We start from the raw sequence: 15,823 nt of genomic DNA on the forward strand, positions 1-15,823 counted from the left end.
CAAGTGGAAGATCAACCGCTCTGCAACTGATCTATCCGCACTCTCCATGCGTTCAAGACAACCGAGATTTCGAGTCGTAGCGTCATTAGATACAGTCACAAGCTAGTTAGTCGAGCGCGCGGTGCCCTCGCCGCTCGCGGGACACGCCGCAAGTACGTCCATGTAGGCTCGGTGGCGGCATCCATGCCGCCACACGGTCCCGCAATCGGCGAGGACACCGCACCAGAAAGTTAGTCGGCTGCTTTGTTGAAAGCCTGCCTCTTGATCTCGTTGCGTTGCGAAGCTGATCGGACGCGCAGTTATCCAGACAGCGCATGTCATGCCTTGCTTGCAACCATGCATACCGACCATCTCGACTGGTCCTTGCCCACCCACCGTCGCGGGACCTTACGCGGCATGGATGCCGCGTAAGAGCCTACATGGACGTACTTGCGGCGTGTCCCGCGACGGTGGGCGGGCAAGGGCCCTGCAGCCAGGCGGAAGATCAACCGCTCTGCAACTGATCTATCCGCACTGTCCAGTCACTTCCACGACAACCTGAATTTCAAGTCGTAGTGTCATCAGGTCAAAAGCCAGTCAATCGAGCGCGCGGAGCCCTCATCGCACCTGGAAGATTGCTGGTTGTTTCGTTGAAACTGCGAGCGCCGCCGACTTGGTACTGCAGCGATCGCAGCCGCGTGTCGCACAACACGCAATCACGCAGTGCACTCAACTTTCGCCACTTTTGACCAGCAGATGCTTGGCGAACATGCCATGCAGCTTGCCGAAGGCGCGCGCCAGATGCAGCGTGACGAACAGCAGCAGCACGCCCACGACAAACAACGGCAGCGTCAGCCAGGGGCTGGTGACATCCACGCCATCCCAGGTCAGCACCGCCGTGTTATCGAACAACAGTGCCAACGGTGAAGCGGCCAAGCCCAGCGACAGCGACAACAACGTGGTGAACACGCTGAAGTAGATCACGCCCAGCGGCAGCATCAGCAGGAAGTACAGCATCGTGCTCCAGGTGCGCGCATCAGTGAACATCGCACCGATGCGTTGCAGCCAGCCACCTTGCGGCCCGGGATGGGCGGGACGACGCGGCATGCGCACACCGAGCAGCGTCTCCACCACGCGGCCTTCCACCAGCGACAGCACACGCACCGACCCGAAAAACAGTACCAGCAGCGGCACACCGATGATCAGGATCAACAGGCCCGCCGACAGACTCGCGCCGGTCACCACCCAGGTGAAATAGAACACCCCGGTGACCAGCGACAGCAGCATGTAGAACAATGCGCCGTACGTGCGCGGGTCGGCCGCGACGCCGAAGAACTTGCCCACCCAGGAACTGCGTTTGGGCGGTAGCGGCGGACGCAGTGCGCGCGTCACCGTCACTTCGGTCTCGCGATAGATCTCGGCCACTTCATCCGGCGCGCCGTAGCTGCTGGCCACGCCGGCGATCACCTCGGCCTCGCTCTTGCCAGCCTGCTCGGCAAGTTCGGCGCGCAGGTATTCCTCGGCGTCGTAGAGTGCGTCCTGGATCATCGCCGGGTCCGCGCCGGCCAGGGCCTGGCGCAACTGGGTCAGGTAATCGGGAATGGTGGTCGGCAACGGACGTGTCTGCGCAATGGTCGTCATGGGTGAGTCCCCTCCAGCACTGAATCAACGGAATCGCGGGTGGCGCGCCAGGCGGCGGTCCAGTCGCGCAGGCAATCACGCCCGGTTTGGGTGATGCGGTAGTAGCGCCGCGGCGGACCGGACGCAGAGGGCTCGACATGGCTCTGCAGCAGCCCTGCCGCTTCCAGATTGCGCAGCACCGGATACAGCGCACTCTGCTTGCCGCTCAGCACGCCATCCAATCGCTCCAGGCGCTTGGCGATCAGGTAGCCATACAGCGGCTCGTCGGCCTGCGCCAGCACTGCCAGCAACGCCAGCGACACGGTGCCGGCGCTCAGTTCTTTCTGAAATTTTCGTAGGTAGGCATCCGGCTCGCTCATCACCATCTCCGCTAGGTCGAAGACGATACTAGTGAGAAGTTAGGTATAGCGGATGTGCTGTTAGTCATGGAGCCGGGTTATGTCATTCGGGATTCGAGATTCCGGATTCGCGAAGGCATGCCGGCCGAGAATTTCCGTGTATCGACTCAAGCGAACTGGAGAAGAATTGGCACAGCAATCGACATGCCCGCTGTTGCGAATCCCCAATCCCCAATGACAAATTCCGGCTCATGTACTTAGAACCATTGGGTTACTGCCTTTACGGCATGGCTCCACTACAGTCCTTGGTCACTGAGCCGATACACCGTGCTCAGGCGACTCACTTTTAGATAGGGCGACACGATGCGACTTGCGCGTTTGGCACGACCGGCCATGGCTGACACTTCCTTTGGTACCACCCGGCGCCTCTGCCTCGCGATCGGGTTGTCGCTGCCTGGCGTGAGCGTTGCACAGGCGCAGACAGCGCCGGTCAATGCCGAGCAGACTCAGCCGGACACCAGCAAATCGCAAGCGCCTGCTGCAGCACCAGCTGTCCCTGCTGCGCCCGCTGCATCCAAGGGTTACCCGCTCGAAGCGCAGGGCTGGGGTGCCAAACAGGGCGGCAATATGTGGCAGGTGCGCTGGGTCGAAGACTGGTCGTATCTGAAGGATCCGTCCAAGCGCAAGAGCCCGTTCGATCCGCTCAAGTACATCCCGCTCAGCGAATCCGGCGATGTGTATGTGTCGCTCAGCAACGAGCTGCGCGTACGCAGCAACACCATCACCAATCCCGGCCTGATTCCGGGCAGCCATTCGCAGCAGCAGTATCTGTTCCGTGCATTCTTCGGCGCCGACTTCCATGTCGGCGAGCACTTCCGTCTGTATACGGAACTGGCGCACGGCAGTCTGGATGGGCGCAACGAAGGCGCCAAGACCGGCACCCAGGAAAACAACGCGATCCTGCAGCAGGTGTTCTTCGACGTGAAGGGCAACATCGGCGGCGCCGACACCGGTCTGCGTGTGGGCCGTCAGGTGTTCGTCGACGGCCCGACCACATTGATGGCGCTGCGCGACAACACCGATATCTTCGTGACCTTCAACGGTGTGCGCGCCTGGGCGATCGGCGAAAAGACCCGTGTGGACGTGTTCGATTTCAACTTCAATCTGGATGGCACCGAAGGGTTGGGCGACGATCGCATCGACCGCTCGCGGCATTTCCGCGGCGTGGTTGGCGGGTATCGCCTGCCGACCGCCAAGCCGATGTATCTGGAGCCGTTCTTCTATCAGTTCCGTAACGACAATCAGTTGTGGGGCCGGCAGACCGCCGAAGAAAACCGCAATTACTACGGCCTGCGCCTATGGGGCAATGTGGGCAAGCTGCGCACCGATTCGTTCGTGACCGTGCAGCGCGGCAGTTTTGGCGGACGCGATCTGCGTGCCTACATGGCCAGCACCTCCAACGCCTGGACGTTGAGCGACAGCGGCTGGAAGCCACGCGTGGGGTTTCATAGCGAAATCGCATCCGGTGGCGGCGGTACCTCCGGCACCGGCACCTTGCGCAACAACAATTTTCTCTACGGCAACACGATCTATTTCAGCTGGGCGACGTTCTTCGGCCCGGTCAATTTGGTCACCGCCGCGCCGACGTTGATCTTCTCGCCCACGCCCAAGCTCACCGTGAATCTGGAGTGGGAAACCTTGTGGCGCCAGACCACCAGCGATGCGATCTACAACAACCAGGCGCGCGCCTATGCACGCACGCAGAGCACCGGCGAGCGCCGCATCGGCACCATGCCGCGCATTAACGCGACCTGGAACATCGACCCGAACTGGTCGGTGACCTTCCGCGCCGAACACCTGATCGCCGGCCCCGCGCTGACCAAGGCCGGTTACGGCGATTCGACCTTCGTGATGGGGTGGTTGAACTTCCGGTTCTGAGCAAGCGGTACGGTCCCGATCGTTGTTCTGAACTGATCTGCGCCCTGCAATCGGACGCGATGAATGTGTCGGTTTTTATAGCGGCTGATCTGCGGGTTTGCTGCAGGGCCCTTGCCCGCCCACCATCGCGGGACACGCCGCAAGTACGTCCCTGTAGGCTCTTACGCGGCATCCATGCCGCGTAAGGTCCCGCGACGGTGGGCGGGCAAGGACCAGTCAAGATGGTCGGTGTGCGTAGCTTTAAATAAAACAGCCAGCAAACTTTCTGGTGCGGTGTCCTCGCCGCTTGCGGGACCGTGTGGCGGCATGGATGCCGCCACCGAGCCTACATGGACGTACTTGCGGCGTGTCCCGCGAGCGGTGAGGGCACCGCGCGCTCGACTACCCAGGCTTTTGACCTAAGCATTTGACTGCACCTACGACGACGCACCGAATCGAAAGATTGATTGGCTTTGAGTAGTTGGACAGTGCGGATAGATCGCTTGTAGAGCCGACGGTCTCCGGCTTGGCGGCAGGGCCCTCGCCCGCCTACCGTCGCGGGACACGCCGCAAGTACGTCCGTGTAGGCTCTTACGCGGCATCCATGCCGCGTAAGGTCCCGCGGCGGTAGGTGGGCAAGGACCGGTCGAGAGTGTCGGTGTGCATGGTGCAAGCAATGCATGACGTGCGTTGCCTAGATAACGGCGTGTCCGATCATCTTCTCAATGCAGTCAAAACAATGGGCAGGCTTTCAACAAAGCAACCTACAAACTTTCTGGTGCGGTGTCCTCACCGCTTGCGGGACCGTGTGGCGGCATGGATGCCGCCACCGAGCCTCCAGGGACGGATTCACGGCGTGTCCCGCGAGCGGTGAGGGCACCGCGCACTCGACCGACTCGGTTTTTGACTGCATCTAAACGCCACTAACTCCGTTTGATCGATATCGCCGCCGGCTCAGGCGGCCGCTTGCTGCCGGCCAGCGGCCACTGATCTTCCACCACATTCTCCTCGCGCCTGGCGTATTGACGCAGTTGCATGCTCAAGCCATCGGCACCGGGCTGGAGTGGTCGCGCTTGTCCGCGCAGCGCTGGCGGCAAGCCGGCAAGGCGCTGCTCCAGTGCCTGCACATCATTGGAATGATCGCGTAACCACAGCACTGCCGACAGCGCGCGCAATGCGGCCGCGGTGTCCTGGAGCTTGTGCTGATAATGCGCATAGTCAGGGCGTGCCATACCCGCCAACAGACACCCCACCGCATTGGCAATACAGCACATCGATACCGTGTCCGGCACTGGAATCATTGCCTGCGGCACCGCTTGATCCTGCGCCAGCAGGGTCCGCACCGGCGCGCTACACGCCCAGGTATAGGTCGGCGCCATCAGCGCACGGGTGCGCTCGTGGTCAAGCAGACGCAGCGACAACAGATCGTCCCAGGACAGGTCGGTTGCCGGGTCCTTGCGAACCTCTGTCTCGAGCATCGACAGCACCATTCGCGATTCGCCGTGCAAGGCATTGCACAGCGAGACCTCATCGACCGCAAGCGGCGCGAATGCAGTGAGGCATTGCGCGGGCAATGGATGCTGCGTAGGCAGCTCGGCCAGCATTTCAGCAAACAGATGCGCGTTGGTACGCAGCATCGCCGCGCCAACCATCGGCATGATGAGGTTGTCGCCGCTGCGCAGCAGTACCCGCGCAATCCGTGCATCGGCGCAGACGCCCGCCAGCGCCTGCTCGGTGCGTCCTTGTACGAAGTCCAACGCGTTGCTGGTCATCGACAGCTTGAACTGCGGCAGTGTGGGTAGCGGGGCGGTGGCGCTGGGCGGGAACGGGCTGCGGTAATCCGCATAGCCGGCAAGATCGCGCAACTTGATCAACTGCGGCCTCTGTGCGGCCAGCGCGTCGGCATAGGCTTGCGGCCGTTGACGCACGCGGTCCAGGCACCCGTCATAGCGCGTACACAGTTCCGGGGCCGACGCAGGCCAATCCGGCCGGCGTGGATAGCGTGTGGCGGCGCTTTGCAACAGCATGCCGGCGGGCAAGCCTTCGAACCGCTGCACATCCTGCGCAAGCAGCGCTTCACGCTGTGCATCCGGCACCGCGTACGGCAACGACCATAGCGCGACAAACATGTTGGGCCCACGCAGCGGCAGCGGCGGTTGACGCAGTTGCGCCAACGCCTGGCGTTGTGCCTCAGGAATCGGCCAGCGTGCGGAGATCGCGTACAGGGCCACCAGTAGGGCAACCAGAATGCAGAGCCCCAGCAGGGCCGACTTGAGGAATCTGGCGAGCATGCGTTTGCAACCTTCCGTGGATGAACTGCGCCATCTTAGAGCGGCAGGCACCGGCTCACGCGTGCCATAACGCGTATGCGCACTTGCCGTCTCCCGGGCGAACAAGCACTGCCTCGGGTCTGCACCGGACCCGGCCGAGTGCCTACAATGCGCGGATGTCCGAATCCCCCACTCCGCATCCCCGCCCTTCCCTGCAACGGGTCTTTCTGACCGGTTTGCTCACCCTGCTGCCGGTCTGGTTGACCTGGGTGGTGGTGAAGTTCGTGTTCTCGCTGCTCTCTGGCATCAGCAGCCCGTGGGTGGTGCCGTTGTCCGAACGCATCGCCGCCTCGTTCCCCGACTATCTGGGCTGGATCAAGGCGCTGTGGGTGCAGAACACCATCGCGCTGATCGCCACCGTGGGCGTGATCCTGTTCGTCGGGATCCTGAGCCGGCGCGTGATCGGCCAGCGCCTGTTGCGCTGGTTCGAAGCGATCATGCGGCGCATCCCGCTGGCCAGCGTGGTCTACGACAGCGCGCGCAAACTGCTCGACATCCTGCAGACCCAGCCCGGCAGCACCCAACGCGTGGTGCTGATCGACTTCCCGCATCGCGACATGAAGTCGGTGGGCCTGGTCACGCGCGTGATCAAGGAACAAGGCACCGGCCGCGAGCTGGCGGCGGTGTATGTGCCGACCACACCCAACCCGACCTCCGGCTATCTGGAGATCGTGCCGGTGGAGTTGCTCACACCGACCGACTGGACCGTGGATCAGGCAATGAGCTTCATCATCTCCGGCGGCGCGGTGGCGCCGGAGTCGGTGCCCTTCACCCGTACCGCGGATCGCTAACGCCATGACACAGGTGCGTACCCTCGACGATCGTGCGGTCCGCCTGTTCATTGCGCTGGCCGCGTTCTTCTGCGTCAACGCGGCGCTGGCCGAGTTCATCGGCGTCAAGATCTTTGCGCTGGAAGACACGCTCGGCATCGCGCCGTTGAACTGGAACCTGTTCGGCCAGACCGGCTCGCTCAGCTTCACCGCCGGCACCTTGCTGTGGCCGGTGGTGTTCATCATGACCGACACCATCAACGAGTTCTTCGGCAGCCGCGGGGTGCGTTTCATCTCGTGGGTGGCGGTGGCGCTGATCGGCTACGGCTTCGTGTTTGCGTTCGCGGCGATCGCGCTGGCGCCGGCCGGTTGGTGGGTCACTGCGGCGCAGAGCCAGGGCGTGCCCGATTATCAGGCGGCGTTCGCGGCGGTGTTCGGGCAAGGGTTGTGGACGATCGGTGGGTCGCTGGTGGCATTTCTGTTCGGCCAATTGATCGATGTCTCGGTGTTCCACCGCATCCGCCGCGCCACCGGCGAAAAACACGTGTGGCTGCGCGCCACCGGCTCCACGGCGGTGTCGCAGTTGGTGGACAGCTTTGTGGTGATCTACATCGCCTTCGTGCTTGGCCCGCAGCATTGGTCTACCGACCAGTTTCTGGCGGTGAGCACGCTCAACTACGTCTACAAGATGGGTTTTGCGATCGCGCTGATCCCGCTGCTGTATCTGGCCCGGCGCGCCATCGGCGCGTATCTGGGCACTGCGCGCGCCGAGCAGTTGCGTGAGGAAGCCGCTGCCGACTGAGCGTGGCCGGCAAGACGAATGCGCTCACCGCCGGGTACGCGCAGTTGGCGCCCGCAACGGCGTGTCGCACTCGACCGTCGTGTTTCCGAGAACACGCTTCCGTGCACATCACGACTGCCAGCTACGTTTTGTCAGCCACTCCGAGCGGACGAAAGTCGTCCGTCGAAATTTTGTTCAATCCGCCAGCGCCCTCGCTGGCCATGCTGTTGCGCCCCGCTATGGACGTCGCGCAATGGAGCATCTTTTGGCAATGGCAAGCTTCGCGTTGGTGTGCTCGATTTCGCCCGGCCCGGTCAACCTGGTCGCGCTGAGTACCGGCGCCAGCGCCGGCGCGCGTGCCGGGCATACCCATGTGATCGGGGCCACTGTGGGCTTCGTGGCGCTGCTGTTGTTGGTCGGCATGGGGCTGCAGCAGGCATTGGTGCGCTGGCCGCTGCTCGGACGCGCATTGCATCTGGCCGGGGTAGCGTTTCTGCTCTACATGGCGTGGCGCCTGCTGCGCGACGATGGCGTCATCGATGCTGCCAGGCCGCGCCCGAGCGCCTCGTTCTGGAACGGCGCGGCGATGCAATGGCTCAACCCCAAAGCCTGGCTGGCGGCGACCTCCGGCGTGGCGCTGTATGCAACGGCAGGCACCACGCAACTGGCCGGCTTTGCGGCGGTGTATGCGCTGATCTGCTATCCCTCGCTGGCGTGCTGGTTGCTGGCCGGTGCAGTGCTGCGGCGGCATGTGCAGGTACCAAAACAGCTACGGCGGTTGAACCGGGTATTGGCCGCGCTGCTGGTGCTCAGCGCCGTCTATCTGCTGATGGACTTCTGCTGAGGACATGGGGTCCGGCACTGCGATAGTGCCCGGGTGTCACCGCCCAGGCGCGTTTGAAGCTGCGCTGCAGATGCGCTTGGTCGGCGTACCCGTGCGCATAGGCGACCTCGGCAATGCCGCCACCGCGACGCAAGGCCTCACGCGCACGCTGGAACCGGCAGTCCAGCAGATACGCGTGCGGGGTCAGACCATGGGCCTGACGAAAACCGCGAATCAGGCGCGGCGCGGGCATCCCGGCCAGCGTGCACAGTTCGCGCAGCGACACCGCACGCGCGTGATGGGTCTGCAGATACTCGGCCACCTGCCGCATCGGCCCGGCATCGACCGCAACCGCACGGCTCATCGGCTCCACATGCAGATGCAGCCGCGCCACGAACGCGATCAATGCGCTCTCACGTGCAAGCGCATCGGCGTTGTCGTCGATCAGCAGCGCATGCATGCGGTCGAAAGCGGCGTAGGCTGCCGGTGTCTGGCACAACGGCGCTGCCAGCAAGTGCACATCCGTATTGGCGGCCAAACCGAGTGCGCGTTGTTGTTCGCGCAGCCACGCCACGTCCAGATACAGCATGCGGAACGACCAGTCCTGCTGCGGATCCGGATTGCAGGCATGCACATCGCCTGGGTTGATCAAGGTCAGCGACTGCGCCCCCACCTGCGCCCGCATGCGTCCATTGCGGTAACGCGCAAGCCCGCGATCCACCGCACCCACCGACCATTGCTCGTGCGTATGCGCCGCATAACAGAGGGTGCGGCTGTTGATCACCTGGCGGAGTTCGACGAAGGGCAATGCCGCATCGCGCCAGAACCCCTGCCCGCCTTGCAGGGGCAACTGCGTCCCGCGTGTCGATTCATCCTGTTGCATGCGCGCAAGACTATCGCACTGCAACATGCGTGTGCGCCGCCCATCTGCAACGCGGGCTTCATGAATTCCAGGCGCGCCCCATGGGCTGGGTGGGTGGCTTGAACGGTGCGGATCGGGCAAGCTCCCCGCTCGCTTGTTCCCGGAGCCGGTAATGCCCCTCAGCTTTTCCCGCCTGCTGTCCCTGGCCATGGCCGCCATCATGAGCCTGTCGCTGGCAGCGCCCGCCGATGCGGCCAAGAAGAAAACCGGCAAGGCACAGACCTCGCAAACGCGCGCGAAGGCGAGCAAAGGCAAGAAGACCGCCAAGCCGGCGGCCAGGACCACCAAGGCTGCCAAAGGGGGCAAAGCCGCCAGGGCCAAGCCGCGTGTCGTCGCCCCGCCCGTGGTGCTGACCAAGGCGCAGCAGCTCAACCTGCTTTACGACCAGTACTGGGATGCCTCGCTCAAGCTCAACCCGCTGCAGGCCACCTTCCAGGGCGAAACCCGCTACAACGACCAGTTGCCCAACTTCCTGTCGCCGGCGTTCCGCCAGCAGTCGCACGACTTCACCGTGCTGTGGCTGGGCAAGGCCGAAGCGTTGGGGCCGGACGGCTTGAGCGGGCAGGACCTGCTCAGCTACCAGATCTTCGTGCGCGATGCGCGCAGCGCACTGGCGGCCGAGCAGTTCCCCAGCTGGATGCTGCCGATCAACCAGTTCTACAACATCGCCAGCATCGCGGTGGTGCTGGGCTCGGGCACCGGCGCGCAGCCGTTCAAGACGGTCAAGGACTACGACAACTGGTCGCGGCGTGCGGTCGGCATCCCCGAGCTGTTCGACCAGGCGATCAGCAATATGCGCGCCGGCATGCAGGCCGGCGTGGTGCAGCCGAAGGTGCTGATGCAAAAAGTGCTGCCGCAGCTGGATGCGATCATCGCGCGCAATGCAGAAGACAGCCTGTTCTGGGGCCCGGTGCGCAACCTGCCGGCAGACATGCCCGAGGCCGACAAGCAGCGCATCACCGCCGAATACAAGCGCTTGATCGAAGTGCGCATCATGCCGGCCTACCGGGAGCTGCGCGGCTTCATCGCCACCGAATACCTGCCGGCCTGCCGCGATACCGACGGACTGACGGCGCTGCCCAATGGCGCGGCCTGGTACGCCTACGACGTGCGTCAGAGCACCACCTCCGAGCTGACCCCGGACCATATCCATCAGATCGGGCTGGACGAGGTGGCGCGCCTGCAGGGCGAGATCGCCGCGCTGGCCAAGCAGGTCAAGTTCCGCGGCAACCTGCCCAAGTTCTACAAGTTCATGCAGACCGACAGGCGCTTCGCCTTCCGCAGCGACACCGAATTGCTGGGTTATTACCGTGGCCTGCAAGGCCGTGTACAGCTGGCGGTGCCGCGCCTGTTCAATGTCCAGGGCATGCCGGCGCTGGAAGTACGCGTGGTGGAACCCCAGCGCGCGCAGGCGGCCGCCAGTGGCTCGTACATGCGCCCCAACGGCGACGGCAGCACGCCGGGCATCTTCTACGTCAACACCTCCGACCTGCCTTCGCGCAAGACCTGGGAGGCCGAGAGCCTGTATCTGCACGAGGCCATTCCCGGCCACCATTTCCAGCTCGGGCTGCAGCAGCAGCTGACCGATCTGCCCAAGTTCCGCCGCCTGGGCGGCGAGACGGCGTATATCGAAGGCTGGGGCCTGTACGCGGAGTCGCTGGGGCGCGAGCTGGGTCTGTATCAGGATCCGTACAACACCTACGGTTATCTGCAGAACGCGCTGTGGCGCTCGATTCGCCTGGTGGCTGACACCGGCCTGCACAGCAAGGGCTGGAGCCGCACCCAGGCGATCGATTACATGCTGGACAACTCAGGCATGAGCCGCACCGATGCCGAAGCCGAGGTCGACCGCTACATGGCCATCCCCGGCCAGGCACTGGCCTACAAGGTCGGCGAGATGAAGATCGCGCAGCTGCGCGAACAGGCGCAACGCGAACTTGGGCCACGCTTCGACGTGCGCGCCTTCCACACCGAAGTGCTCAAGGATGGCTCGGTGCCGCTGGAGATCCTGCAGGACAAGATCCAGCGCTGGATCGCCACGCAAAAAGGCTGAGGCAGCTCAGCCCGCCGTGCGCGCAGCCGCCAACGCGGCGATGTCGCGCGGCGTGGTGCGGCAGCAACCGCCGATTAACCGCGCGCCGGCCGCCAGCCACTGCGCGTGCTGGTCGGCCAAGCTGCATGCCGTCGTACTGCCGGCATGCCAGCGTTTGTCGTCGGCATCGTAGTGCTCGCCCGAATTGGGATACACCACCAGCGGCAGTGACGTCAGCGCGGACAACGTCTGCAAAGCGGCGGTGACATGTTCCAGCGCGATGCAGTTGATGCCCACTGCGATCAACTGCTTGCAGGCATCCAGCGCCGGGATGACCTGTGCCAACGGCGTGCCGTCGCTCAGATGCGCGGCATCGCGCAAGGTGAAGGAAAACCATGCATGCAGCTGTGGAAATTCTTCCAGCAGCAGGCGCAGCGCGACGATCTCGTTAGCCGACGGCAGCGTCTCGCAGGCCAGGACATCCACACCCGCCTCGGCCAACGCGGCGATACGTGGACGATGGAAGTCCATCAGCTGTGCCAACGGCAGAGCGTAGTCGCCGCGATATTCCGAGCCATCTGCCAGATACGCGCCATACGGCCCGACCGACCCAGCCACCCATAACGGCGCGTCCTGTGGATGGGCAAGCAGATGATCGGTGCGCGCCTGCACAGCCAATGCCACGCTGCGTGCGATCAGCGCTTGCGACTGCGCCAGGTCCAGCCCGCGCGCGGCAAAGCCCAACGGCGTGGCCTGGTAGCTGGCGGTGATGGCGCACTGCGCGCCGGCAGCGAAGTAGTCGCGATGCACCTGATAGATCAGCTCCGGCTGCTCCATCAGCACGCGCGCCGACCACAGCGCATCGTTGAGATCGCAGCCGCGTTGTTCCAGTTCGGTGGCGAGCGCGCCATCGAGCAGCACATAGCCATCGTGCTGCAGGGCCTGGCTGAAAGGCGCGTCGGCACGCGGCCGGCGGGGAAGAATCGTCATGCGTGCTGTCTCCGGGCCGCAAGCCATTGTGTGAGTGCGTAGGCGCCGTAGCACAGCGCCACAAACGGGATGCCGCACCACAGCGCGACGCGTTGCTGCGGATCGAATGCCAGCCCGATACAGGCCAGCAGACACAGCGAAAACCCCAGGATCGGCGTCCACGGATACCACGGAGCGCGATATGCCAGGCTCTCCGGCGCGATGCCGTCGCGCAGCAACTGGCGCCGAAAAAAGTAGTGCGAGGCGCAGATGCTCAGCCACACCACTACCACCGCAAAACCCGATACTGCCGAGATCGCAACGAACACGGTGTCGGCCGCGTACACGCCGGTGAGCAGCGCCAACAGGCCACCGAGCATGCTCAACGCCAATGCCGGCAACGGGATGCCGCGCCGGGTCAGGCGCGCCAGCCGCGCCGGCAGCGTGCCTTCGTTGGCCAGCGACCACAGCATGCGCGCGGCTGCGTACAGGCCGGAATTGGCCGCCGACAGGATCGCGGTGAGGATCACTGCATTCAAGATGTCGGCCGCATACGGAATGCCCAGCAATTCGAAGCCGCGCACGAACGGGCTGGTCTCCACTGCTGCCTGCTCGGCCGGTAACAGTGCGGCCAGCACCAGCACGGTGCCGACGAACACCACCACCAACCGGACCAGCGTGGTACGGATCGCCAGCGGAATCGCACGCGCAGGCTGCGCGGTTTCGCCGGCGGCAACACCGATCAACTCGGTGCCGGAGAAGGCGAAGTTCACCGCCACCATCGTCATCAAAATCGGCAAGGTGCCGTGCGCAAACCAGCCATCGGCACGCAGGTGGCGCAGCCCGGGGGCCGGCGAACCATCTGCCAACGGCAACACGCCGACCACCGCAGCACCACCGAGCACGATGAACACCAGGATGGTGATCACCTTGATCAACGAAAACCAGAATTCGCCCTCGGCAAACCAGCGCGCCGACACCGTGTTCAAGCCGAAGATCAGCGCGCAGAACAACAGACACCACGGCCAGGCCGGTGTGTGCGGGAACCAGTACTGCATGCAGAACGCGGCAGCGGTCAGGCTCGATCCCAACGCCACTGTCCAGGTCAGCCAATACAACCACGCCACCACGTAGCCGGTGGCCGGACCCAGATAGCGCGCGGCATACACGTGAAAGGCACCGGTCTGCGGCATCGCCACTGCCAGCTCGCCCAGGCACTGCATCACCAGATACACCACCAACGCGCCGATCAGATACGCGATCACCGTGCCCAATGCACCGGTGCTGGCGATGATGTAACCGGTGTTGAAAAACAGTCCGGTGCCGATAACACCGCCCAGCGACAGCATCACCAGATGGCGCACCTGCATGCTGCGCTGGAATTGCGGTGCGGCGTTGGAGGTGGGTTCGGGCATCGGCAGGACGGGTCGGTGGCCCAGCATCCTGCCATGCGCGCGCAGGCGAGCACAGCCACGCGTTGGCCAGCCGTGACGCGGCACCAACAATCCGCGATGCCGTGCGGCGATACCGCGCGGGGCGTTCTGCCTCGATGCGCTCCAGCGCGCGCCGCGCCCGGCCTGGCCTGGTCTGCACGACACGCTCCGGGCACCCGGGCGGTATCCTCGCCACTGCTCATCCGGACCGCTGACATGCCACACGACTTGCACACACGCACCTACGCGCAGACGCAGCGCTGGAGTGCATCCTCGCTGCCTGCACGTATCGCAGACGCCATCGCCATCGCTGTCGCCGCGTGTCGCGCATCCATGCTGGCCGCTAGCGACGCGGGGCAGCGCCAGCTCCCCCATCGCGTGCGAGGCGCCGCATGATGCTCGCCGGCATCCACCACGTGGCGATCATCGCCGGCGACTATGCGCGCTCCAAGCAGTTCTATTGCAACGTCCTGGGCCTGCGCGTACTCGCTGAGCATTACCGGCAGCCGCGCGATTCCTGGAAGCTGGATCTGGCGCTGCCCGACGGCGGCCAGATCGAGCTGTTTTCGTTTCCCGACGCACCGCTGCGCCCCAGCCGCCCGGAAGCGCGCGGGCTGCGTCATCTTGCCTTCCGGGTCGAAGCGCTGGACGCGGCCGTCGCGCATCTCAACGCGCACGGCGTGGCCACCGAAGACATCCGCATCGACGAGTACACCGGCCGTCGCTTCACCTTCTTTGCCGATCCGGACGACTTGCCGCTGGAGCTCTACGAAGTCGGTTGAGCAGCAGACCCGGCAGGTTCGGTCACATCTGCCACGGAGGCACGTCGAAGAATCAAAGCGATCAACAAAGCTACTGCGCGGCCGCCAGGCGGGCGCTCGGTATGTTTTGTTAGCCGCTGGTAGTCGATGGTCGCTGTGACTTTCGGCGGATGCGGCAATGCGGTAACGCCATGAAGATCGAACCACACCAGGACACAGGAACCGTACATGCTGCAGATCCGTGCATTGTCCAAGACCTACGCCAATGGCGTGCATGCGCTGCAAGGCGTCACCCTCGACATTCCTCGCGGCATGTTCGGATTGCTTGGGCCAAACGGCGCCGGCAAGTCGTCGTTGATGCGCACGCTGGCCACGCTGCAGGAGCCAGATTCGGGTAGCGTCAGCTTGACCGGCGCCGACGGCAGCAGCATCGACGTGCTCACCGACAAGGACGCCTTGCGCCGCCGGCTGGGCTATCTGCCGCAGGATTTCGGTGTGTATCCCAAAGTCAGCGCGCTGGACATGCTCGATCACTTCGCCGTGCTCAAGGGGCTCAGCCATCGCGGCCAGCGCAAGGAGGTGGTCGAGCGGCTGTTGCAGCAAGTGAATCTGTGGGACGCACGCAAGCGCAAGCTCGGCACCTATTCCGGCGGCATGCGGCAACGTTTCGGCATTGCGCAGGCGCTGCTGGGCAACCCGCAATTGGTCATCGTCGATGAGCCGACGGCCGGGCTGGATCCGGAAGAGCGCAATCGCTTTCTCAATCTGCTGGCCGAAATCGGCGAGAACGTGGTGGTGATCCTGTCCACCCACATCGTCGAAGACGTCACCGACCTGTGCCCGACGATGGCCATCATGAACAAGGGCCAGGTGTTGCTGACCGGGCGGCCCGCCGATGCGATCGACATGCTGCAACAGCAGGTCTGGCGCAAACAGGTCGCCAAGCAGGCGTTGCCCGATTACGAGGCACGCTTCACCGTGCTGTCCACGCGCCTGATTGCCGGCCACCCGGTGATCCACGTGTTCAGCGCCGACTGCCCGGAGCCGGGTTTCGAACAGGTCGCTCCCGATCTTGAGGATGTCTATTTCCAGCGCCTGCGCAAGCAAGCGCTGGCTGCCTGACGGAG

Annotated in this window: 13 protein-coding genes; 7 read left to right on the forward strand and 6 right to left on the reverse strand. The window is 64.1% G+C overall.

Annotated elements, in window-relative coordinates:
• Positions 1-708 precede the first annotated feature (708 nt).
• Positions 709-1,620 (reverse strand): sensor domain-containing protein, encoded by a 912-nt coding sequence (locus AC1KVG_RS15485; protein ID WP_176340578.1) that lies wholly within the window; start codon positions 1,618-1,620, stop codon positions 709-711.
• Positions 1,617-1,979: a PadR family transcriptional regulator gene (locus AC1KVG_RS15490; protein WP_162498259.1), complete on the reverse strand. Its 363-nt coding sequence runs from the start codon at positions 1,977-1,979 to the stop codon at positions 1,617-1,619. The genes AC1KVG_RS15485 and AC1KVG_RS15490 overlap by 4 nt, the downstream gene beginning before the upstream one ends.
• Positions 1,980-2,321: 342 nt before the next feature.
• Between AC1KVG_RS15490 and AC1KVG_RS15495 the strand changes: the two genes are divergently transcribed.
• The gene (locus AC1KVG_RS15495; RefSeq protein ID WP_481094972.1) at positions 2,322-3,896 is read left to right on the forward strand and encodes an alginate export family protein; all 1,575 of its coding nucleotides are present in this window, start codon (positions 2,322-2,324) and stop codon (positions 3,894-3,896) included.
• 902 nt (positions 3,897-4,798) lie between these two features.
• On the opposite strand, the gene AC1KVG_RS15500 is transcribed toward AC1KVG_RS15495, so the two are convergent.
• Positions 4,799-6,166 (reverse strand): hypothetical protein, encoded by a 1,368-nt coding sequence (locus tag AC1KVG_RS15500; RefSeq protein ID WP_481094973.1) that lies wholly within the window; start codon positions 6,164-6,166, stop codon positions 4,799-4,801.
• A 155-nt stretch (positions 6,167-6,321) separates the two neighbouring features.
• On the opposite strand from AC1KVG_RS15500, the gene AC1KVG_RS15505 reads away from it, so the two are divergent.
• The 3 genes from AC1KVG_RS15505 to AC1KVG_RS15515 all read left to right on the forward strand — a co-directional run bounded on the left by AC1KVG_RS15505 (position 6,322) and on the right by AC1KVG_RS15515 (position 8,600).
• A complete protein-coding gene (locus AC1KVG_RS15505; RefSeq protein WP_023903330.1) occupies positions 6,322-6,996 on the forward strand; it encodes a DUF502 domain-containing protein in 675 nt (224 codons plus the stop codon).
• A gap of 4 nt (positions 6,997-7,000) precedes the next feature.
• Positions 7,001-7,777 carry a queuosine precursor transporter gene (locus AC1KVG_RS15510; RefSeq protein WP_481094974.1) on the forward strand — a complete coding sequence of 259 codons (777 nt, stop codon included), beginning with the start codon at positions 7,001-7,003 and terminating at the stop codon, positions 7,775-7,777.
• A gap of 232 nt (positions 7,778-8,009) precedes the next feature.
• The gene (locus tag AC1KVG_RS15515; protein ID WP_481094975.1) at positions 8,010-8,600 is read left to right on the forward strand and encodes a LysE family translocator; all 591 of its coding nucleotides are present in this window, start codon (positions 8,010-8,012) and stop codon (positions 8,598-8,600) included.
• Here the strand turns inward: AC1KVG_RS15515 and AC1KVG_RS15520 are convergent.
• A complete protein-coding gene (locus AC1KVG_RS15520) occupies positions 8,566-9,462 on the reverse strand; it encodes an AraC family transcriptional regulator (RefSeq protein ID WP_481094976.1) in 897 nt (298 codons plus the stop codon). The two genes, AC1KVG_RS15515 and AC1KVG_RS15520, sit on opposite strands and share 35 nt — an antisense overlap.
• Positions 9,463-9,613: 151 nt before the next feature.
• Here AC1KVG_RS15520 and AC1KVG_RS15525 point away from each other — a divergent pair, with 151 nt between their 5' ends.
• Positions 9,614-11,554: a DUF885 domain-containing protein gene (locus tag AC1KVG_RS15525; protein WP_481094977.1), complete on the forward strand. Its 1,941-nt coding sequence runs from the start codon at positions 9,614-9,616 to the stop codon at positions 11,552-11,554.
• A 6-nt stretch (positions 11,555-11,560) separates the two neighbouring features.
• Here the strand turns inward: AC1KVG_RS15525 and mmuM are convergent, their stop codons facing one another.
• Together mmuM and mmuP are read right to left on the reverse strand one after the other, a co-directional pair.
• A complete protein-coding gene (mmuM, locus tag AC1KVG_RS15530) occupies positions 11,561-12,523 on the reverse strand; it encodes a homocysteine S-methyltransferase (RefSeq protein WP_481094978.1) in 963 nt (320 codons plus the stop codon).
• Positions 12,520-13,917 (reverse strand): S-methylmethionine permease, encoded by a 1,398-nt coding sequence (gene mmuP / locus AC1KVG_RS15535; RefSeq protein WP_481094979.1) that lies wholly within the window; start codon positions 13,915-13,917, stop codon positions 12,520-12,522. The genes mmuM and mmuP overlap by 4 nt, the downstream gene beginning before the upstream one ends.
• Before the next feature lie 410 nt (positions 13,918-14,327).
• Here mmuP and gloA2 point away from each other — a divergent pair, with 410 nt between their 5' ends.
• Positions 14,328-14,717 carry an SMU1112c/YaeR family gloxylase I-like metalloprotein gene (gloA2, locus tag AC1KVG_RS15540; protein ID WP_481094980.1) on the forward strand — a complete coding sequence of 130 codons (390 nt, stop codon included), beginning with the start codon at positions 14,328-14,330 and terminating at the stop codon, positions 14,715-14,717.
• A gap of 207 nt (positions 14,718-14,924) precedes the next feature.
• Positions 14,925-15,818 carry an ABC transporter ATP-binding protein gene (locus tag AC1KVG_RS15545; RefSeq protein ID WP_006450216.1) on the forward strand — a complete coding sequence of 298 codons (894 nt, stop codon included), beginning with the start codon at positions 14,925-14,927 and terminating at the stop codon, positions 15,816-15,818.
• The last annotated feature ends 5 nt before the right edge of the window (positions 15,819-15,823 follow it).

The sequence above is a fragment of the Xanthomonas sp. NCPPB 3959 genome, from assembly GCF_056675575.1.

Coding starts and splice junctions, on each gene's coding strand:
- AC1KVG_RS15520 (WP_481094976.1), bottom strand. CDS start 9,462: ATGCAACAGGATGAATCGACACGCGGGACGCAGTTGCCCCTGCAAGGC.
- AC1KVG_RS15510 (WP_481094974.1), top strand. CDS start 7,001: ATGACACAGGTGCGTACCCTCGACGATCGTGCGGTCCGCCTGTTCATT.
- mmuM (WP_481094978.1), bottom strand. CDS start 12,523: ATGACGATTCTTCCCCGCCGGCCGCGTGCCGACGCGCCTTTCAGCCAG.
- AC1KVG_RS15505 (WP_023903330.1), top strand. CDS start 6,322: ATGTCCGAATCCCCCACTCCGCATCCCCGCCCTTCCCTGCAACGGGTC.
- AC1KVG_RS15515 (WP_481094975.1), top strand. CDS start 8,010: ATGGAGCATCTTTTGGCAATGGCAAGCTTCGCGTTGGTGTGCTCGATT.
- AC1KVG_RS15500 (WP_481094973.1), bottom strand. CDS start 6,166: ATGCTCGCCAGATTCCTCAAGTCGGCCCTGCTGGGGCTCTGCATTCTG.
- AC1KVG_RS15485 (WP_176340578.1), bottom strand. CDS start 1,620: ATGACGACCATTGCGCAGACACGTCCGTTGCCGACCACCATTCCCGAT.
- mmuP (WP_481094979.1), bottom strand. CDS start 13,917: ATGCCCGAACCCACCTCCAACGCCGCACCGCAATTCCAGCGCAGCATG.
- AC1KVG_RS15545 (WP_006450216.1), top strand. CDS start 14,925: ATGCTGCAGATCCGTGCATTGTCCAAGACCTACGCCAATGGCGTGCAT.
- gloA2 (WP_481094980.1), top strand. CDS start 14,328: ATGATGCTCGCCGGCATCCACCACGTGGCGATCATCGCCGGCGACTAT.
- AC1KVG_RS15495 (WP_481094972.1), top strand. CDS start 2,322: ATGCGACTTGCGCGTTTGGCACGACCGGCCATGGCTGACACTTCCTTT.
- AC1KVG_RS15525 (WP_481094977.1), top strand. CDS start 9,614: ATGCCCCTCAGCTTTTCCCGCCTGCTGTCCCTGGCCATGGCCGCCATC.
- AC1KVG_RS15490 (WP_162498259.1), bottom strand. CDS start 1,979: ATGAGCGAGCCGGATGCCTACCTACGAAAATTTCAGAAAGAACTGAGC.